The sequence below is a fragment of the Spirillospora sp. NPDC048824 genome (genome assembly GCF_043198455.1).
Lineage (GTDB): Bacteria > Actinomycetota > Actinomycetes > Streptosporangiales > Streptosporangiaceae > Spirillospora.
In genome coordinates this window covers 217051-232998 of sequence record NZ_JBICUS010000008.1, presented here as the reverse complement: position 1 = coordinate 232998, position 15948 = coordinate 217051, and the positions used below count along the sequence as shown (strand labels likewise).

The following is a 15948-nucleotide window of genomic DNA, read 5'->3' as shown; positions in this document are numbered from 1 at the left end:
GCAGGTTGAACGTGCTGAGACACGCCTCGAAGGGACCCACCTTGAGCTACAAGGCCGAGTACATCTGGATCGACGGCACCGAGCCGACCGCGCGGCTGCGGTCGAAGACGAGGATCCTGGCCGACGGCGCCGAACTGCCGGACTGGGGCTTCGACGGGTCCAGCACCAACCAGGCGCCCGGTGACCGCTCCGACTGCGTTCTCAAGCCGGTGTTCTCGTGCCCCGACCCCATTCGCGGCGGGGACGACAAGCTGGTGCTCTGCGAGGTGTACCTCGTGGACGGCACGCCGCACGAGACCAACACCCGGGCCGCGCTGCGTCCGATCGCCGAGAAGTACGAGGCGCAGGACTCCTGGTACGGGATCGAGCAGGAGTACACGTTCTTCAAGGACGGGCGGCCGCTGGGCTTCCCCGAGCGCGGCTACCCGGCCCCGCAGGGCTTCTACTACTGCGGTGTCGGCGCCGACGAGGTGTTCGGACGCGACATCGTCGAGGCGCACATGGACGCGTGCCTGGCCGCCGGGCTGAAGCTCTCGGGCATCAACGCCGAGGTCATGCCGGGCCAGTGGGAGTTCCAGATCGGCCCGGCGGGGCCGCTGGAGGTCGGCGACCACATGTGGGTCGCGCGGTGGCTGCTCTACCGCATCGCCGAGGACCACGACGTCTCCGCCACCCTCGACCCGAAGCCCGTCGAGGGCGACTGGAACGGCGCGGGGGCGCACACGAACTTCTCGACCAAGGCGATGCGCGAGGGGTACGACGCGATCGTCACGGCGTGCGAGGCGCTCGCCGAGAAGGCGCAGGAGCACGTGGCGGGCTACGGCGCCGACATCGAGCGGCGGCTGACCGGCATGCACGAGACGGCGCCGTGGAGCGAGTTCAGCTACGGCGTGTCCGACCGCGGGGCGTCGGTGCGCATCCCGTGGCAGGTCGAGGTCGACAAGCAGGGCTACATCGAGGACCGCCGCCCCAACGCCAACATCGACCCGTATGTGGTGGCGCGCCTGATCACGGGCACCTGCTGCGCGGCGCTGGAGAAGGCCGGCCAGGTCTGACCGGACCGCCGGCGGCCCACACCGGGCCGCCGGCGGCCGTTTTCCGGCCGCCTCCGCTCCTGCGGCCATGCCGGGCAACCCCGCCAAACATCGGCAAAATGTGAGCTTGGGGGAGTTCCACCCTTCCGCGCCGGGTAGCACACCTACGTTCGCACCGGGGGAGGGAACATGCCCGATTCGTCATTCGGGCGGTACTCCGGCGGCCTGCCCGGCAGGCACGTCGGCCGCCCTGCGCCAAGGCCCTGGGAACGATCGTTCCGGTGTCCCTCCACGGCGCGGCGGCGCCCCGTGGAGGCCCCGCCGAAACGGTACGAGGACTTCGTCGCGCTGCACGACGAGATCTCCGCGAGATCCGGTCCACCGCTGCGTGCGCTGTGGTGGACGGGCGGGTTCGCCGCGCTGGCCGCCGGCGCCCTGGCGTTCGCCGCGGCCCTCGGACTGCGCACGATGGCCGGTGTGGACGTCCCCGTGTTCGCGGGCCGGCACACCCCCGCGGAACCCGCCGCGGCGAGTTACGCGCTGTGCGCGATGGCGGGAACGATCCAGGCGACCGCGCTGATGCATCTGCTGCTGGCGTCGTCGGCGCGGCCGGTCCGGGCGTTCGCCTGGATCGGCGGGATCGCGGTCGCGCTGCTGACGATCCTGCCGCTGACGCTGAACGGCCCGCTCGACGCGGCGCTCGCGACGTCCGGCGTCAACCTGCTCGGCGGAACGGCCGTGGTGGTGCTGCTGTCGGCCGTGGTCGCGGCGTCGCGGCCGTTCTCGTGGGACGCCCCGTTCAGACGCGGCCGACGGTGATCGACAGCGGGTCGGGCGTGCGCGTGGACACGACGCGGACGTGCCGGAACCGCCGCCACACCTGCACGTCCACGGGTTCCTCCGGGGCCAGCAGCCGCACCTCGCGGTGCATCCCGGAAAAGCCCAGGCACAGGGAGACGTCCCACGTCCCGCGGGGGAGCGGGTCGTCGATGAGCGCCCGCGTCACCGGGACCGCGGCGGTGTAGCCGAGCCGGCCGGGACGTTCCTCCAGCATCGCGATGACCTCGTAGGAGTGGTGGGACCTGCGCTCCTCCAGGATCAGCGTCCCCGAGAACGGCATGCCCGTCCGCGGGACGTCGAGGTGCCCGGTGACGATGATCTCCTCGCGCCGCTCGTTCCAGTCCAGCCCTTCGGGGAGGGTGGATCCGAGGACGTGGGGACGCCCGCCGACGTCGATCGCCAGGGTCCCCCCGGTGGCGAAGTAGGCGACGACCGTGATGGAGCCGGGCAGGAAACGCCGCTGCGGCGAGTCGTCGAGGCCGGGGTCGCGGTCGCGCCCGAGCGGGACGACGGTGGTCTCCATCGGTGCGCCGATCGAGAGGTGCACGTCCCAGAGCCCGCCGGGAAGGGGATGGCCGCCCTCGATCATCGCGACGTCCACGAGCGCCTCGAACGTGACGAGGCTCCCGTGCATCCCGGTGGATGCGGGCACGCGCAGCCTGCCGCCGCCGCGTTCGCACAGGAGGAGCTCGATCCGGGGGACGGCGCCGTTGGGTTTGACCCGGCCGGCCAGCCGCAGCGCAGACCCTGACCAGCAGACCTCCGTCAGGTAAGGAGCTGGCATCGCCGTCTCCGCCTCGTCCTCCATGCGTCCACCTCGATCCGTTCCCCTGATGCGGTGGTCGAACCGGGGCGGGGCAGGGCATCACCGTCTCGGGTCGTCGGCCGGTCCGCACCGGGAGGACGGCGACCGATCCGATCGGCCGGCGCCCGGCCTGCGCCGACGTGCCCGACGATCCAGAGTAGCCAGCGGGGACGGCGGCGGCGGAGCGGGCCTCGCCCGCAGAATTCGCGCGCTGTCAATCCGAATTAACGAAGGATTCACAGCCGACGATATCGACCGGGCCCTGACCAGTGTACTAATGGCTTGACGGGGCCGTGGAGGAGGCACGGCCGCCTTTGGTCAATGCGCGCCCGGCGTGTCCGTCGAACGTGGATGGATAATGACGAAATGATCCTTTCCCCGCGAAGCTTGCGAGCCGCCACGTCAAATCTCCTTCAGCTGGCGCTGTACGGGCATGTCGCCGATCTGTGTCCGATGCCGGCGGAGACGATCGGCGGCGGGCCGCGCCGGTCGGTGCACCGCTACCGGCCGCCGGAGGGGGTGGTGCCGGCCGGGCCGCCGGTGCTGCTGGTCCCGCCGCCGGCGGCGCCGGCGCGCTGCTACGACCTGCGCCGGGGGTGCAGCCTCGCCGAGCATGTCGTCCGGGCCGGGCGGCGCAGCTACCTGCTCGACGAGGCGCCGGCCGGGTGCGGCGGCCGTGACCTGGGGCTCGACGAGTGGGTCGGGGACGTGCTGCCGGACGCGATCCGGTCCGTCAGCCGGGACGCGGGCGGGCAGCCCGTCCAGCTCGTCGGCTGGTGTCTCGGCGGCATCCTCTCGCTGCTGGCCGCCGCCGACGGGCCCGGCCTGCCGATCGCGTCCGTCGCCGTGATCGCCGCGCCGGTCGACGCGGACGCGGTGCGGCGCGCGGCGCCGCTGCGGTCGCTGCTCGGCCTCGGCCGCGGCGCGGAGGCGGACCTGATGGGGCAGATGTTCGGGGGCCTTCCAGGGCCACTGGTGAAACGGGTCTGCCAGGTCACCGGAATAGACAAATGCATTCTTCGTCCCGGCAGGATGCTGACCAGCCTTCACAACGCCGATGTCCTGGCTCAGGCCGAGGCCGTCGATCATTTAACGGAGATGATGTCCGCCTATCCGGGACATGCCGCACGACGGATTTACCGGACCCTTTTGCAGGACAACGCGCTGATGCGCGGCACCGCCGTGATCGGCGGCCGCCGGGTGGATCTCGGCCGGGTCGCCGTGCCGGTACTGGCCATCGCGGGACGCGGCGACGCGCTCGCACCGGTCCGGGCCGTCCTGCCGCTCGTCCGGCTGCTGGGCGGGGCGCCGCAGGTGCGCTTCGAGGTCGCGTCCGGCGGCCACCTGGGCGTGCTGACCGGACGTTCGGCCAAGGCGACCACGTGGCGGCACCTGGACCGCTGGCTCGACGAGGGCATCGTCCGGCACGGCATCCGCCCGCACCGCTCCACCGTCCCCGTCTGACCCGCCTCCCCGGCCGGGCTCCGGAGGTCTCCGCCACGTCAAGGGACGGTCCGGACTTCTTTGCGGTGCCGCCATCGGCGCGCACTCGGGTGTGTCGTCCCGGTAACGGACGGGTCGCCGACCGTAGTGTGGCGCACCGTTGTTGCGAGCCGCGCCGGGCCGGGGAGCCGGGCCGGGCGGGACGTCGGGGGGCAGCGCATGGCGGCGGACACGGGCGAGTACGGGCGAGAGCCGGGGGACCCTCCCCGGGCCGGGATCATGGGGGCCACCCCGTCCGGCCGTCCCGCCGACATCGCGATCATCGGCATCGGCTGCGTCTTCCCGGGCGCCCGCGACGCCGACGGCTACTGGGCGAACATCGTCGCGGGCGCCGACTCCGTCACCGAGGTCACGCGCTGGGACCCCGGGATCCACTACGACCCGTCCACGGAAGGCAGGTCGCCGTCCAAATGGGGCGGGTTCATCCCTGACATCCCGTTCGACCCCCACGCGTACGGCATCCCGCCCCACGCGCTCGGCAGCATCGAACCGGTCCAGCTCCTCTCCCTGGAGGTCGCGTCGCGCGCGCTCCAGGACGCCGGATACGCCGACCGGCCGTTCGACCGCTCCAGCACGTCGGTGTTCTTCGGCGCCGGGGGCGGCGGAGACCTCGGTACGGCCTACGCGGTGCGCGCGACGCTCCCGTCCTACTTCGGCGAGGTGCCGGCCGTCCTGGACGAGCGGCTCCCGCGCCCCACCGAGGAATCCCTGCCCGGCGTCCTCTCCAACGTGATCGCCGGACGGATCGCCGGCGCCCTCGGCCTCCGCGGCGCCGGGTACACCGTGGACGCCGCGGGTGCCGCGTCCCTCGCCGCGCTCGACGCCGCCTGCAAGGACCTCGTCACCGGCGCCAGCGACATGGTGCTCTGCGGCGGCGCCGACCTCGGCAACGGCGTCCGGGACTACCTGCTGCTCGCCGCGGCCCGCGCGCTGTCGCCGTCCGGCCGCTGCGCCGCGTTCGACGCGTCCGCGGACGGCATCGCGCCCGGCGAAGGCGTCGCCTGCGTCGTCCTCAAACGCCTCGCCGACGCCGAACGCGACGGCGACCGGATCTACGCGGTCGTCAAGTCCGTCGCCGGAGCCGCCGACGGACGCGCCCCCGGCGACGCGGACCCCACCCCGCCGCACGGCGAAGGGCGGCGGCTCGCGCTGGACCGCGCCTGCGAACGCGCGGGCGTCCCACCCACCGGCATCGGCCTCATCGAGACGGACGGCACCGGCGTCCAAGCCGGTGACCGGGCGGAGCTCACCGCCCTGGCCTCGGCGTTCACCGGCGCCGCCGCGGGGGCCGTCACGCTCGGATCGGTCAAGACGCAGATCGGGCACACCGGCTGCGCCGCGGGCCTCGCCGGGCTCATCAAGACCGCGTACGCCCTGCACACCGGCGTGCTCCCGGGGACGCTGCACCTGTCGCGCCCCGGCCCCGAGTGGAGACCCGGCGGCCCGTTCGTGTTCGGCGGCGCCGCGCGCCCGTGGGCGGCACGTCCCGGCGACCGGTACGCGGGGGTGAGCGGCTCCGGTGCGGGCGGCGTGAACTTCCACGCCGTCCTGTCCGGATACGGCGGTGCGCCCGAGCCCGTGTCCGGGCTCGCCGAATGGCCCGCCGAGCTGTTCGTGATCCGCGCGGCCGACCGTCCCGCCGCCCGCGCGGAGATCGACCGCCTCGTGGAACTGGCCGCCGGCGAGCCGCGGCTCCGCGACCTCGCGCGGACGGCCGCATCCCTGGAGGGGCCCGTGCAGGCGGCGTTCGTGGCGACCGGCCTGGACGACCTCCGCCGCGGACTCGCGCTCGCCGGAGAGTTCCGCCCCGCACCGGGCGTCTTCCTCCCGTCCGGCGGGCCCGGCCAGGTCGCGTTCGTCTTCCCCGGCCAGGGCAGCCAGCGGCCCGCCATGCTCGCCGACCTCTTCGTCGCCTTCCCGCGCCTCCAGCGCCTCCTCCGCCTCGCCGGGGGGCGGTACGCCCCCGCGATGTTCCCGCCCGCCGCGTTCACGGCCGACGAGACCGGCCGCCACCAGGCCGAGATCACCCGGGTCGCCCAGCCCGCCCTCGGCATCGCCGGACTCGCCGTCCACCGCCTGCTCACCGCCGTCGGCGTCCATCCCGACCTCGCCGCCGGACACGGCCACGGCGAACTCGTCGCGCTCTGCGCCGCCGGCGTCGTCGACGACACCGACATGATCGAACTCAGCGCCGCCCGCGCCGAGGCGATCCTGGCCGCCGCGGGCGGCGACCCGGGCGCGATGGCCACCGTCGCCGCGTCCCTGCGCGAGGTCCGCGAGACGCTCTCCGGCGTCTGCGAGGTCGTCATCGCCAACCACAACGCGCCCCGCCAGGTCACGATCTCCGGAACCCGCGCGGGCCTGGACCGCGCTCTCGCCGCCCTGTCCGCCGCGGGCCTCGCCGCCGAACGCATCCCCGTGCCGTGCGCGTTCCACAGCCCCCTCGTCGCCGCGGCGTCCGCCGACCTCCGCACCGACCTCCTCGGCCGCGACCTCCGCTCACCCGCCTTCCCCGTCTGGGCCAACGCGACCGCCGCCCCCTACGACACCGACCCCGCCGGACTCGCCGCCACCCTCGCCGGGCAGATCGCCGCGCCGGTCCGCTTCGTCGAGCAGATCGACGCCATGTACGCGGCGGGTGCCCGCATCTTCATCGAGGCGGGCCCCGGAGACGTCCTGACCGGGTTCATCGGCAAGATCCTCGGCGACCGCCCGCACACCGCCGTGAGCTGCGACGCCCCCGGCGAGAACGGCCTCACGCACTTCCTGCGCACCCTGGCCGGGCTCGCCGCCGCCGGTGTCCCCGTCGACCCGCTGCCCCTCTTCGCCGGACGCGGCGCCCGCCCGCTCACCGCCGCCCCCGCGCCGGCGCCCGGCTGGCTCGTCAACGGGCACCTCGTCCGCACCGCCGACGGCGGCTACCCGGACAACGCGCTCCGCCCGGCCGAACGCGTCCCGGAAGGCGGCGACCGTGACGCCGAGGCCGCCGTCCTGGAATACCTGCGAGCCGGACGCGAACTGATCGCCGCTCAGCGCGAGGTCGTCCTCCGCCACCTGGGTGCGGCACCACCGGCGCCGGTCCCGGCGCCCCGTCCCGTCGTCTCGGGCGAAACCGTGACCGTCCCGCAGCCGGCGCGGCCGAGCTCACACGTGAAGACCATGGCCCTCTCCGGCCCCGGAGCCCCCGCGCCCTCCACGGAGAGCGACTCCTCGGTGGGGCCCCGTGCGGACGGCCCGGCCGCGTCGCCGGCGGAGGTGTCCGCCCGGCCGGGGCCGGTCCGGCACGTTCTCCGGGTCGTGGAGCTGGACGCGCCGCCGGTGCCGCCCGAATCGGGGTCGGCGTTCACGGGGCGGCGGTTCACCGTCGTCGACGACGGGTGCGGGATCGCGCTGGAACTCGCCGCCATGCTCGCACGGCACGGCGCGCAGGTGCGGACGCCGCGCGAGGTCGACGGTGCCTGCGACGGGCTGATCCATCTGGCGGCGCTGCGGCCGGGCGCGACCGGCGTGCTGCCTCAGGCGTACGGCGGCATCCGGCGGGCGCTGGCCGGCGGGATGCGGTGGCTGGTCGTCGCGAGCGGGGCCGGCGGGCGGTTCGGGCGGCGGTTCGGCGGCGGCATCGGCGATCCGGCGCCGGGCGCCGGGCTGCGGGGGCTGGCGCGGACGGTCGCGCAGGAGTATCCCGAGGTGCTCGTACGGGCGCTGGACGTCGACACCGAGGACACGCCGCGGGCGATCGCGCAGCGGATCACGGCGGAGCTGCTGGACGCGGACGCGCCGGTCGTGGTCGGGCACGCGGGCGGCCTGCGGCACGGCCTGAGCGTGGTCCCGGCGGAACCGCCGAGCGATCCCCCGGTGACCGGCACGCCGCCGGGGCCGGACGGGGTCGTGCTCCTCACCGGCGGCGCGCGCGGCGCCACCGCGCGGGTGGCGCTGGAACTGGCCCGGACGAGCGGCTGCCACATCGAGGTCATGGGACGCACGCCGGAGCCGGTGGGCGAGCCCGCGTTCCCGGACGTCCCGGACGAGGCCGGGCTCCGGCGGGCACTGGTCGCGAGAGGCGGAGGGGACACCGGAGAGATCGAGGCGGCGGTCCGGCGGATCCTGGCGGACCGGGAGGCACGCCGGAACCTGGACGCGCTGCGGGAGCATGCGGCGTCCGTCCGGTACCACGCGGGGGACGTGAGGGACGCCCAGGCCGTGCGGGACGTCGTCGGCGACGTCCATGCCCGGCACGGCCGGCTCGACGGGGTCGTCCACGGCGCCGGGCTCGTCGAGAGCCGGCTGGTCCGGGACATGACACCCGAATCGTTCGAGCGCGTCTACCGGACGAAGGTGGACGGGGCGTGCGCGCTCGCCCAGGCGGTCGAGCCGGACCTCGGGTTCTTCGTCGTCCTCGGCGGCATCGCCGGTGTGCGCGGCGGCCGCGGGCAGGTCGCGGAAGCGGCCGCGGGCGACGCGTGCGGCGCGCTCGCGCATGTCTGGCGGACGCGGCTGCGCGGGCGGGTGCTCGTCGCCGCCTGGGACACGTGGGCGCGAAGCGAACCGGCCCGCGAATCGGCACGAGGACGTGGTGAGGGGCCGGTCGAGGCGGAGGCGGCGGCGGAGGCGTGTGCGGCGGCACTGCTGCGCGAGATCGCGCACGGAGATGAGACGCACGTCGTGTTCACCGGGCCCGTCCCCACCGAACCCATGTCCACCGGGCCTGTGTCCGCCAGGGGAGTCCGGTGAGCGACGCTCGGGAGCCGATCGCGATCGTCGGCGCGGGGGCGGTCTTCCCCGGCGCGGGGTCGGCGGCCGAGCTGTGGCGCAACATCCTGGCCGGGTTCGACGCGATCACCGAGGTGCCCGCGGGGCGGTGGGATCCCGCGCTCTACTACGACCCCGGCGCATACGGGCGGGCCCCGGAGAGCGACCGGTTCTACTGCCGGCGCGGCGGGTTCGTCGACGAGCTGGCCACGTTCGACCCGGCGCGGTTCGGGATCATGCCGGCGGCGGTGCCGGGCATGGAACCCGACCAGCTTCTCGCGCTGCGCACCGCCGGGGAGGCGATCGCGGACGCGGGCGGCGACGAGCGGCTGCCCGACCGGGCCCGGATCGGCGTCGTCATCGGACGCGGCGGATACATCACGCCGGGCGTGGCACGGTTCGATCAGCGGGTGAGGACGTCCCACCAGGTCACCGGGATCCTCGCCGAGCTGGTGCCGGAACTGGGGAAACAGCGGCTGGACGAGATCCGGCGGGCGTTCTGCGAGCGGCTGGGGCCGGACGGCCCGGACGCGTCGATCGGGCTCGTTCCGAGTTTCGCCGCGTCCCGCATCGCCCACGGCTTCGACCTGCACGGTCCCGCGTACACGCTGGACGCGGCATGCGCGTCGTCGCTGCTGGCGGTCGAGCACGCCGTGCGGGCGCTGCGCGGCGGGCAGGCCGACGCGATGCTGGCCGGCGCCGTCCACCATGCCCACCACGCGACCGTCTGGAGCGTCTTCTGCCAGCTCCGCGCGCTGAGCCCGAGCGAGACGATCCGGCCGTTCGACCGGGCGGCGGACGGGACGCTCCTGGCGGAGGGCACCGGGGTCGTCCTGCTCAAGCGGCTGTCGGACGCCGAGCGGGCCGGTGACCGGGTCCACGCGGTCATCCTGGGCGCCGGGTCGTCCAGCGACGGCCGCGCGTCGAGCATCATGAGCCCGCTCGTGGAAGGGCAGGTCCTCGCGGTCGAGCGCGCCTGGCGGGACGCGGGCCTCGACCCGGCGGCGCCCGGCGCGCTGGGGCTGGTCGAGGCGCACGGCACCGGGACCCCGGCGGGCGACGAGGCGGAGCTGGCGACACTGCGCCGGGTGTTCGGGACGGGCGGCCCGCCGATCGGCCTCGGCACGGTCAAGTCGATGATCGGGCACGCGATGCCGGCCGCCGGGATCGCCGGGCTGATCAAGGCGGCGTTCGCGCTGCGCGACGGTGTCCTGCCGCCGACGCTGCACGTGGACGACCCGCACCCGGCGCTGGAGAACGGCAGGCTGCGCCTCGTGCGGGAGGCCGCCGAGTGGGGGCGGGGGGACGGGCCGCGGCGGGCCGTGGTCAACGCGTTCGGGTTCGGCGGCGCGAACGCCCATCTGGTCCTTCAGGAGCCGCCGTCGAGCGGCGTCCGGCGGGCCAGACGGCCCCGGCGGCTCGACACGCCGCCGTCGGACGAGGTCGTCCTGCGGCTGGCGGCCCGCACGACCGACGAACTCGCCGACGCCCTGGCCGCCCCCGACGAGAGGCTTCTGGCGCAGGCGCCGCGGGACGTCCCCGACCTTCCGTGCCGGCTCGCGGTGGTCGCGCCGACGCCGCGCAGGCTCGACCTGGCGCGAGCCGTCGTCCAGCGCGGAACCGCTTGGCGGGGCCGCAGCGACGTGTGGTTCTCACCCCGCCCGCTCCTCGCGGAGGACGGGCGGCTGGCGTTCCTGTTCCCCGGCTTCGAACCCGCCTTCGACCCCCGCGTGGACGATGTCGCCGAGCACTTCGGGCTGCCCCGGCCCGAGCCGACCGGGCGCACCGACCTGGCGGGCCACGCCGCCGACATCATCGGCGTCGGCCGCCTGCTGGCCTCGGCCCTCGCCGAACTCGGCGTCGAACCGGACGTCGTGGCAGGTCACAGCCTCGGCGAGTGGACGGCCACGATCACCGCCGGGATGTTCGACGCCGGTGCCGCCGAGGCGCTGGTCCGCGCCCTCGACGGCGACGCCCTGGATGTCCAGGACGTCGTGTACGCGGCGCTCGGCTGCGGTGCGGCCCAGGCGCAGGAGGCGGCCGGCGGACGTTCCGATGTTCTCGTCAGTCACGACAACTGCCCGCACCAGTCGGTGATCTGCGGCCCGGCCGGGGAGGTCCGCGAAATCCTCGGGCGGCTCGCGTCCGAGGGCGTCCTCGGGCAGGAGTTGCCGTTCCGGACGGGCCTCCACACACCGCTGGCCGAGGCGTACGAGAAACAGGTGCGACACGCGTTCGAGGCTCTGCACGTGCACGAGCCCAGCGTGCCGCCGTGGTCGGCGACGACCGTCGCGCCGTACCCGCGTTCGGCCGCCGGCGTGCGCGACCTCGCCGTCCGGCACCTGCTCGAACCCGTCCGGTTCAGCGAGCTGATCGAGGAGCTGTACGGCGCGGCCCACGTGCGGGCGTTCGTGCAGGTCGGACCGGGGAGTCTCACGGGGTTCGTCGCCGACCGGCTCGGCGGCCGCGAGCACCTCGCGATGGCCGTCAACGTCCCGAACCGGGACGGGATGGCTCAGCTCCGCCGCGTCGTCGCCGCGCTGTGGGCCGAAGGGTACGGCGCGTCGCCGCCGCCCGCGCCCGCCACGGGCATGGCCCTCGATCTCGGGACGCCGCTGGTCCGGCTGGACGGTGCCGTGGCGCCCGTCCGCCTCACGTCCGGTGTCCCGCCGCTGCCGGCCGACGATCCGGTCGTGGCCGAGCTGGAGGCGCTGCTCAACGACGCGGCGACCGGGGCGCAGTCGGTCCTGGAGGCGCTCGGCGGCGGGCCGGCGTCCGCGCCGTCCGGCGAGGTGCCGCCGGTGGCGGAGGAACTGTCCGTCTCGCGTGTCTTCTCGCTCGATTCGATGCCGTACCTGCGCGATCACTGCGTGTTCCCGCAGGCCACCGGCTGGCCCGACATGTCGGACAGGTTTCCGATCGTTCCGCTGACGACGCTGCTGGAGGTCATGGCCGACACGGCCCGGGAACTGCTGCCCGACATGGCCGTCGTCGGCTTCGAGGACGTCCGCGCCGTCCGCTGGGTCGTGGCCGCCCCGCCGACCACCGCCGATGTCAGCGCCTACGTCATCGGCGGCGACCGGCCGCGCAAGGTGAAGGTCATCGTCCAAGGGCACGCGGACGGGACGGTGCTGCTCGCTGAGCACTACCCGGTGCCGCCCGCGCCGGACCGCACGCCGCTGACCATCGAAGGTCCGCCCATCGTCAGCGCGCAACGGCTGTACGAGGAACGCTGGATGTTCCACGGCCCCCTCTTCCGCGGCATCACCGAGATCACGGCTCTCGCAGAGGACGGTATACGCGCCGTCCTGACGTCACTGCCCACACCAGGCGCGCTCCTGGACAGCGCAGGGCAGCTCTGCGGCCACTGGATCCAGGTGTACGGCGACACCAACCAGACCGTGTTCCCGGTCGGAATCGAACGGCTCGCCCTGTACGGGCCACTGCCGTCCACAGGCGAACACCTGGAGACGACCGTCTGGAACCAGTCCCTGACCGACACGACCATGCGCTGCTCCGCCGAACTGGTCCGTGAGGACGGGACGCTGTGGGCACGCGTCGACGGATGGACCACTCACCGCTACTACACGGACGAAGCCCTCTGGCGGATGAAGTTCACGGCCGAAGTATCCGGAACAGGCGAACCGCAGCCGGGCGGCTGGTGCCTGGCCCGCAGACGCTGGGACGGCACCGCGTCCCGCGACCTCCTCATGCGCCAGTACCTCTGCGCTGGCGAACGCGCCGAATACGAGGCTCTCCCGCCGTTCGCCCAAGGCCCATGGCTCCTCGGGCGGATCGCGGCCAAGGACGCCGTCCGGGACCACCTGTGGCGCAACGGCCACGGGCCCCTGTTCCCGGCGGAACTCACCGTCCACGACGGGCCTATGGTGACAGGACCGTTCGATGAACCCCTCGCCATCTCCATCGCCTCAGACGCCGAACTGGGTGTCGCCCTGGTACGGCCCGGCGACGAACCGGCCGGCATCGGCCTGGCCCAAGACGAGAAGGACGCACGCGTACGCGCAGCAGAACAAGCAGTACTGCAATCGATGGACATCACCCGATCCGACCGTCCCGAACTCGTCGTGACCGTCGCCGATGCCGAACGGCTCCTCATCGCCGCCAACGGCACGGTCACGACGGTGGAGACACGCGAACTCGAAGGACACGTCGTGGCCTGGACGGTCGAGGCGGGCGGAACAGACATGGAGGAGGCCCGAGCATGAACGACGCCCTGTCCGAGGTCGTCCGGATGCTGACAGACGTGGTGGGGGAGGAGTTCCTCCTCGACGTGGAGATCGGCCCGGAGACCACGTTCAGCGACGCCCTCGCCCTGGAGAGCATCGAGTTCGCGGCCCTCGCCGACCGGCTCCGCGTCCGCCACGGCGACGCCGGCGACCTCTCCGCCTTCCTCGCCGGTCTGGACCTCGACCAGATCGTGAACCTGACCGTCGGGGACGTGGCGGACCACATCGCCGGCACGCGGACGCCCGCCGGAGCCGCCTGATGAGCGCCCGCCGCATGCAGGTCCCGTCCCTGCTCGGAGACCCCGGCATCCGGCGCGTGAGAACACCCGAACGCCGCTTCCTGTTCGCCGTCCCGCCGCTGAGCGGCCCTGTGCCCCCGAACACCGCGGGACCCGCCGGAACCGGGGCCGCCGCCGGCGCCGGGGCCGGCACCGGGGTCACCTCGACCGCCGCGGTCGCGCCGGCCGCCGCCGTCGCCGCCGAACTCGCGCGCCGCGGCCACAAGGTCGCCTGGACGGGCCACCGGGCGTCCCTCGAACCCCGGCTCCGCCCCGGCTCCCGCGTCATCGACGCCGTCGGGGAGGACTTCGGGAAACGCCTGCCCGGCCTCCGGGACGAGTGGCTGGAACTGCGCGGCCTCGCCGCACTCCGCTTCCTCTGGAGGGACATCCTCGTCCCGCTCGGGCACGCGATGATGCCGGGCACCGGGAAGGCGATCGACCGTTTCCGCCCGGACGTCGTGGTCTGTGACCAGTTCGCCCTCGCCGCCCCCGTCGCGGCCCGGCACCGCGGGATCCCGTGGGCGACCTCCGCCGCGACGTCCGCCGAGTTCACCCGCCCGCTCGCCGCCCTGCCGAAGGTCGAGGAGTGGATCCGCGACCAGATCGCCGGCTTCCAGCTCGACCACGGCGTCGACGACCTGCTCGACCTGCGCTTCTCCGACCATCTCGTCCTGGTCTTCTCCACGGGAGGGCTGATCGGCGATATCTCGGTCTTCCCCGACCATTTCGCCTTCGTCGGCCCGGCGCTCGGCCGCCCCGCGCCGCGCGCGTTCCCCTGGGACCGGCTGGACGGCCGCCCCTCCGTCCTGGTCACCATGGGTGCGGCGAACGGCCCGTCCGGCGACCGGTTCTTCCGGATCGCCGCCGAAGCCGTCCGCGGCATGGACGTCCAGGCGATCCTCGTGGCGCCCCCGGACGTGGTGGCGGACCCGCCGCCGAACGTCCTCGTCCGTGCCGACGTCCCGCAGCACAAGCTGCTCGAACACGTCTCCGCCGTCGTCTGCCAGGGCGACCACGACACCGTCTGCACGTCCCTCTCGCAGGGCCTCCCGCTGGTGGCGGCCCCCGACCGGGACGACCAGCCGGTGATCGCCAGCCAGGTCGAGGCGGCGGGGGCGGGCATCGCCGTCCGCTACTCCCGCGTCCGCCCGGACGAACTCCGGACCGCCCTCGCCGCCGTCCTCACGGACGGCCCGCACCGCCCCGCAGCCGAACGCGTCGCGGCCTCCATCGCCTCCGCCGGAGGCGCCGCCGAAGCAGCCGACCGCCTGGAGAAGATCGCGTGACGGGCATGTGCGGGCCGCGGCTTCGCCGGCCCGGTTCCCGCGGCCGGGGCGAGCTTGGTGAGCGCGACCGTGACAAGCGGGATCTCTGTATCGTGCAGGCCATGTCAGGGAAGAAGATCAGCCCGCCCTTCGTCATTCTTTGCTTCGTCGGCTTCTTGATCATCGCTTTCTCGCTCTTCGGCACGATCGTCGTCGGCGCGAAGGTGGACGAGGCCGGTGAGGACAAGAGCGAGATATCGCTGCAGCTCTCGACGATGCTCAACTTCATCGTCGCCGGGTTGGCGTTCGTGCTGGCCGGGGTGGGGTTCCAGCTCGCGGCCGGTCCGAAACCGGCCCAGTCGCCCGTCCCGGGGCAGCCGCCGGCGCAACCGTACGGCCAGGCCGCGCAGCCGCAGTACCAGCAGCAGGCGCCGCCGTCCGGCCAGCAGTGGGGTCAGCAGCCCCCGGCACAACCCTGACGGTGCCGGTTCGCGACATGCCGGTTCACAACATGCCGGTTCGGGGCGTACAGGATCAGGACGTGCGGGATCAGGGCGTGCCGGTCAGGACGTGAGGGTCGTGCGGAGGAAGCGCGCGCCCTTCAGGGTGGTCTCGAACGAGGCTTCGGCGATCGCCCTGGTGATGAAGTGGCAGATCCACGTGACCAGGAACGTGGCCAGGATCAGTACCGGCGCCCATGTCCAGGTGAGGTGAAGGAGGATCCGTTCGAGGGTGCCGTGCGGGTCGGCGACCGGTTCCCAGCTGTTGAGGCGGGCCCACCGCCCGAGGAAGACGCCGATGGCGCACAGTCCGTGCGCCGCGATCGTGGCCGGGAACCGCCACGCTCCCAGGCCGATGCGGGCGAGGTGGCCGAGTGCTGCGCGGAGCGCCAGATAGTAGGCCAGGAAACCGGATCCGATGAACAGCGCGTAAAGGGGCAGGATCACGCTGACCACCGGGCCGCCGTCGTTGGCCTGGAGGATGTCGCCGCGCAGATGAACGATGTCGGTGACGACGTACGGTGCATTCGGTAGGAAGAGGACGAATAGCGTCAATCCGGCCCACCAGAAGGGTGAGCGCGACACGCGGTCGCCACGGAAGAGCGCCCAGGCCAGGCCCACGGGAATCCACGCCAGGATGGTATTCCAGGCCATCCACAAAGCGTCGCGGCGGAGGACGTCGACCAGATTCGGTGCCACCTGCTCCAAGATCCCCATGGAGTCC

10 protein-coding genes are annotated in these 15948 nt (G+C 73.9%); 8 read left to right on the top strand and 2 right to left on the bottom strand.

Annotation, left to right across the window (positions count from 1 at the left end; genetic code table 11):
- Positions 1–41 precede the first annotated feature (41 nt).
- Both glnII and ACGFIS_RS18345 read left to right on the top strand, forming a co-directional pair.
- Complete coding sequence (gene glnII, locus ACGFIS_RS18350) at positions 42–1055, top strand: glutamine synthetase (protein WP_392899154.1); 1014 nt, start codon at positions 42–44, stop codon at positions 1053–1055.
- Positions 1056–1223: 168 nt separating this feature from the next.
- Positions 1224–1853, top strand: a complete 630-nt coding sequence (locus ACGFIS_RS18345; RefSeq protein ID WP_392899151.1) for a hypothetical protein — start codon at positions 1224–1226, stop codon at positions 1851–1853.
- Here the strand turns inward: ACGFIS_RS18345 and ACGFIS_RS18340 are convergent.
- On the bottom strand, positions 1834–2682 hold the full coding sequence (locus ACGFIS_RS18340) for a hypothetical protein (RefSeq protein ID WP_392899149.1): 849 nt from the start codon (positions 2680–2682) through the stop codon (positions 1834–1836). The two genes, ACGFIS_RS18345 and ACGFIS_RS18340, sit on opposite strands and share 20 nt — an antisense overlap.
- 450 nt (positions 2683–3132) lie before the next feature.
- On the opposite strand from ACGFIS_RS18340, the gene ACGFIS_RS18335 reads away from it, so the two are divergent.
- The 6 genes from ACGFIS_RS18335 to ACGFIS_RS18310 all read left to right on the top strand — a co-directional run bounded on the left by ACGFIS_RS18335 (position 3133) and on the right by ACGFIS_RS18310 (position 15203).
- Positions 3133–4143: an alpha/beta hydrolase gene (locus ACGFIS_RS18335; RefSeq protein WP_392899146.1), complete on the top strand. Its 1011-nt coding sequence runs from the start codon at positions 3133–3135 to the stop codon at positions 4141–4143.
- A 198-nt stretch (positions 4144–4341) separates the two neighbouring features.
- On the top strand, positions 4342–8913 hold the full coding sequence (locus tag ACGFIS_RS18330) for an SDR family NAD(P)-dependent oxidoreductase (RefSeq protein ID WP_392971852.1): 4572 nt from the start codon (positions 4342–4344) through the stop codon (positions 8911–8913).
- Positions 8910–13157: a beta-ketoacyl synthase N-terminal-like domain-containing protein gene (locus tag ACGFIS_RS18325; RefSeq protein ID WP_392971849.1), complete on the top strand. Its 4248-nt coding sequence runs from the start codon at positions 8910–8912 to the stop codon at positions 13155–13157. Before ACGFIS_RS18330 ends, ACGFIS_RS18325 begins: the two co-directional genes overlap by 4 nt.
- Positions 13154–13438 (top strand): hypothetical protein, encoded by a 285-nt coding sequence (locus ACGFIS_RS18320; protein WP_392899138.1) that lies wholly within the window; start codon positions 13154–13156, stop codon positions 13436–13438. The genes ACGFIS_RS18325 and ACGFIS_RS18320 overlap by 4 nt, the downstream gene beginning before the upstream one ends.
- Positions 13438–14745 (top strand): nucleotide disphospho-sugar-binding domain-containing protein, encoded by a 1308-nt coding sequence (locus ACGFIS_RS18315; protein WP_392971846.1) that lies wholly within the window; start codon positions 13438–13440, stop codon positions 14743–14745. Before ACGFIS_RS18320 ends, ACGFIS_RS18315 begins: the two co-directional genes overlap by 1 nt.
- A 101-nt stretch (positions 14746–14846) precedes the next feature.
- Positions 14847–15203: a hypothetical protein gene (locus ACGFIS_RS18310; RefSeq protein ID WP_392971843.1), complete on the top strand. Its 357-nt coding sequence runs from the start codon at positions 14847–14849 to the stop codon at positions 15201–15203.
- A gap of 84 nt (positions 15204–15287) precedes the next feature.
- Here the strand turns inward: ACGFIS_RS18310 and ACGFIS_RS18305 are convergent, their stop codons facing one another.
- Positions 15288–15941: a DUF1361 domain-containing protein gene (locus tag ACGFIS_RS18305; RefSeq protein ID WP_392899131.1), complete on the bottom strand. Its 654-nt coding sequence runs from the start codon at positions 15939–15941 to the stop codon at positions 15288–15290.
- Between the last annotated feature and the right edge of the window lie 7 nt (positions 15942–15948).

Coding starts and splice junctions, on each gene's coding strand:
- ACGFIS_RS18345 (WP_392899151.1), top strand. CDS start 1,224: ATGCCCGATTCGTCATTCGGGCGGTACTCCGGCGGCCTGCCCGGCAGG.
- ACGFIS_RS18340 (WP_392899149.1), bottom strand. CDS start 2,682: ATGGAGGACGAGGCGGAGACGGCGATGCCAGCTCCTTACCTGACGGAG.
- ACGFIS_RS18335 (WP_392899146.1), top strand. CDS start 3,133: ATGCCGGCGGAGACGATCGGCGGCGGGCCGCGCCGGTCGGTGCACCGC.
- ACGFIS_RS18330 (WP_392971852.1), top strand. CDS start 4,342: ATGGCGGCGGACACGGGCGAGTACGGGCGAGAGCCGGGGGACCCTCCC.
- ACGFIS_RS18320 (WP_392899138.1), top strand. CDS start 13,154: ATGAACGACGCCCTGTCCGAGGTCGTCCGGATGCTGACAGACGTGGTG.
- ACGFIS_RS18315 (WP_392971846.1), top strand. CDS start 13,438: ATGAGCGCCCGCCGCATGCAGGTCCCGTCCCTGCTCGGAGACCCCGGC.
- ACGFIS_RS18310 (WP_392971843.1), top strand. CDS start 14,847: ATGTCAGGGAAGAAGATCAGCCCGCCCTTCGTCATTCTTTGCTTCGTC.
- ACGFIS_RS18305 (WP_392899131.1), bottom strand. CDS start 15,941: ATGGGGATCTTGGAGCAGGTGGCACCGAATCTGGTCGACGTCCTCCGC.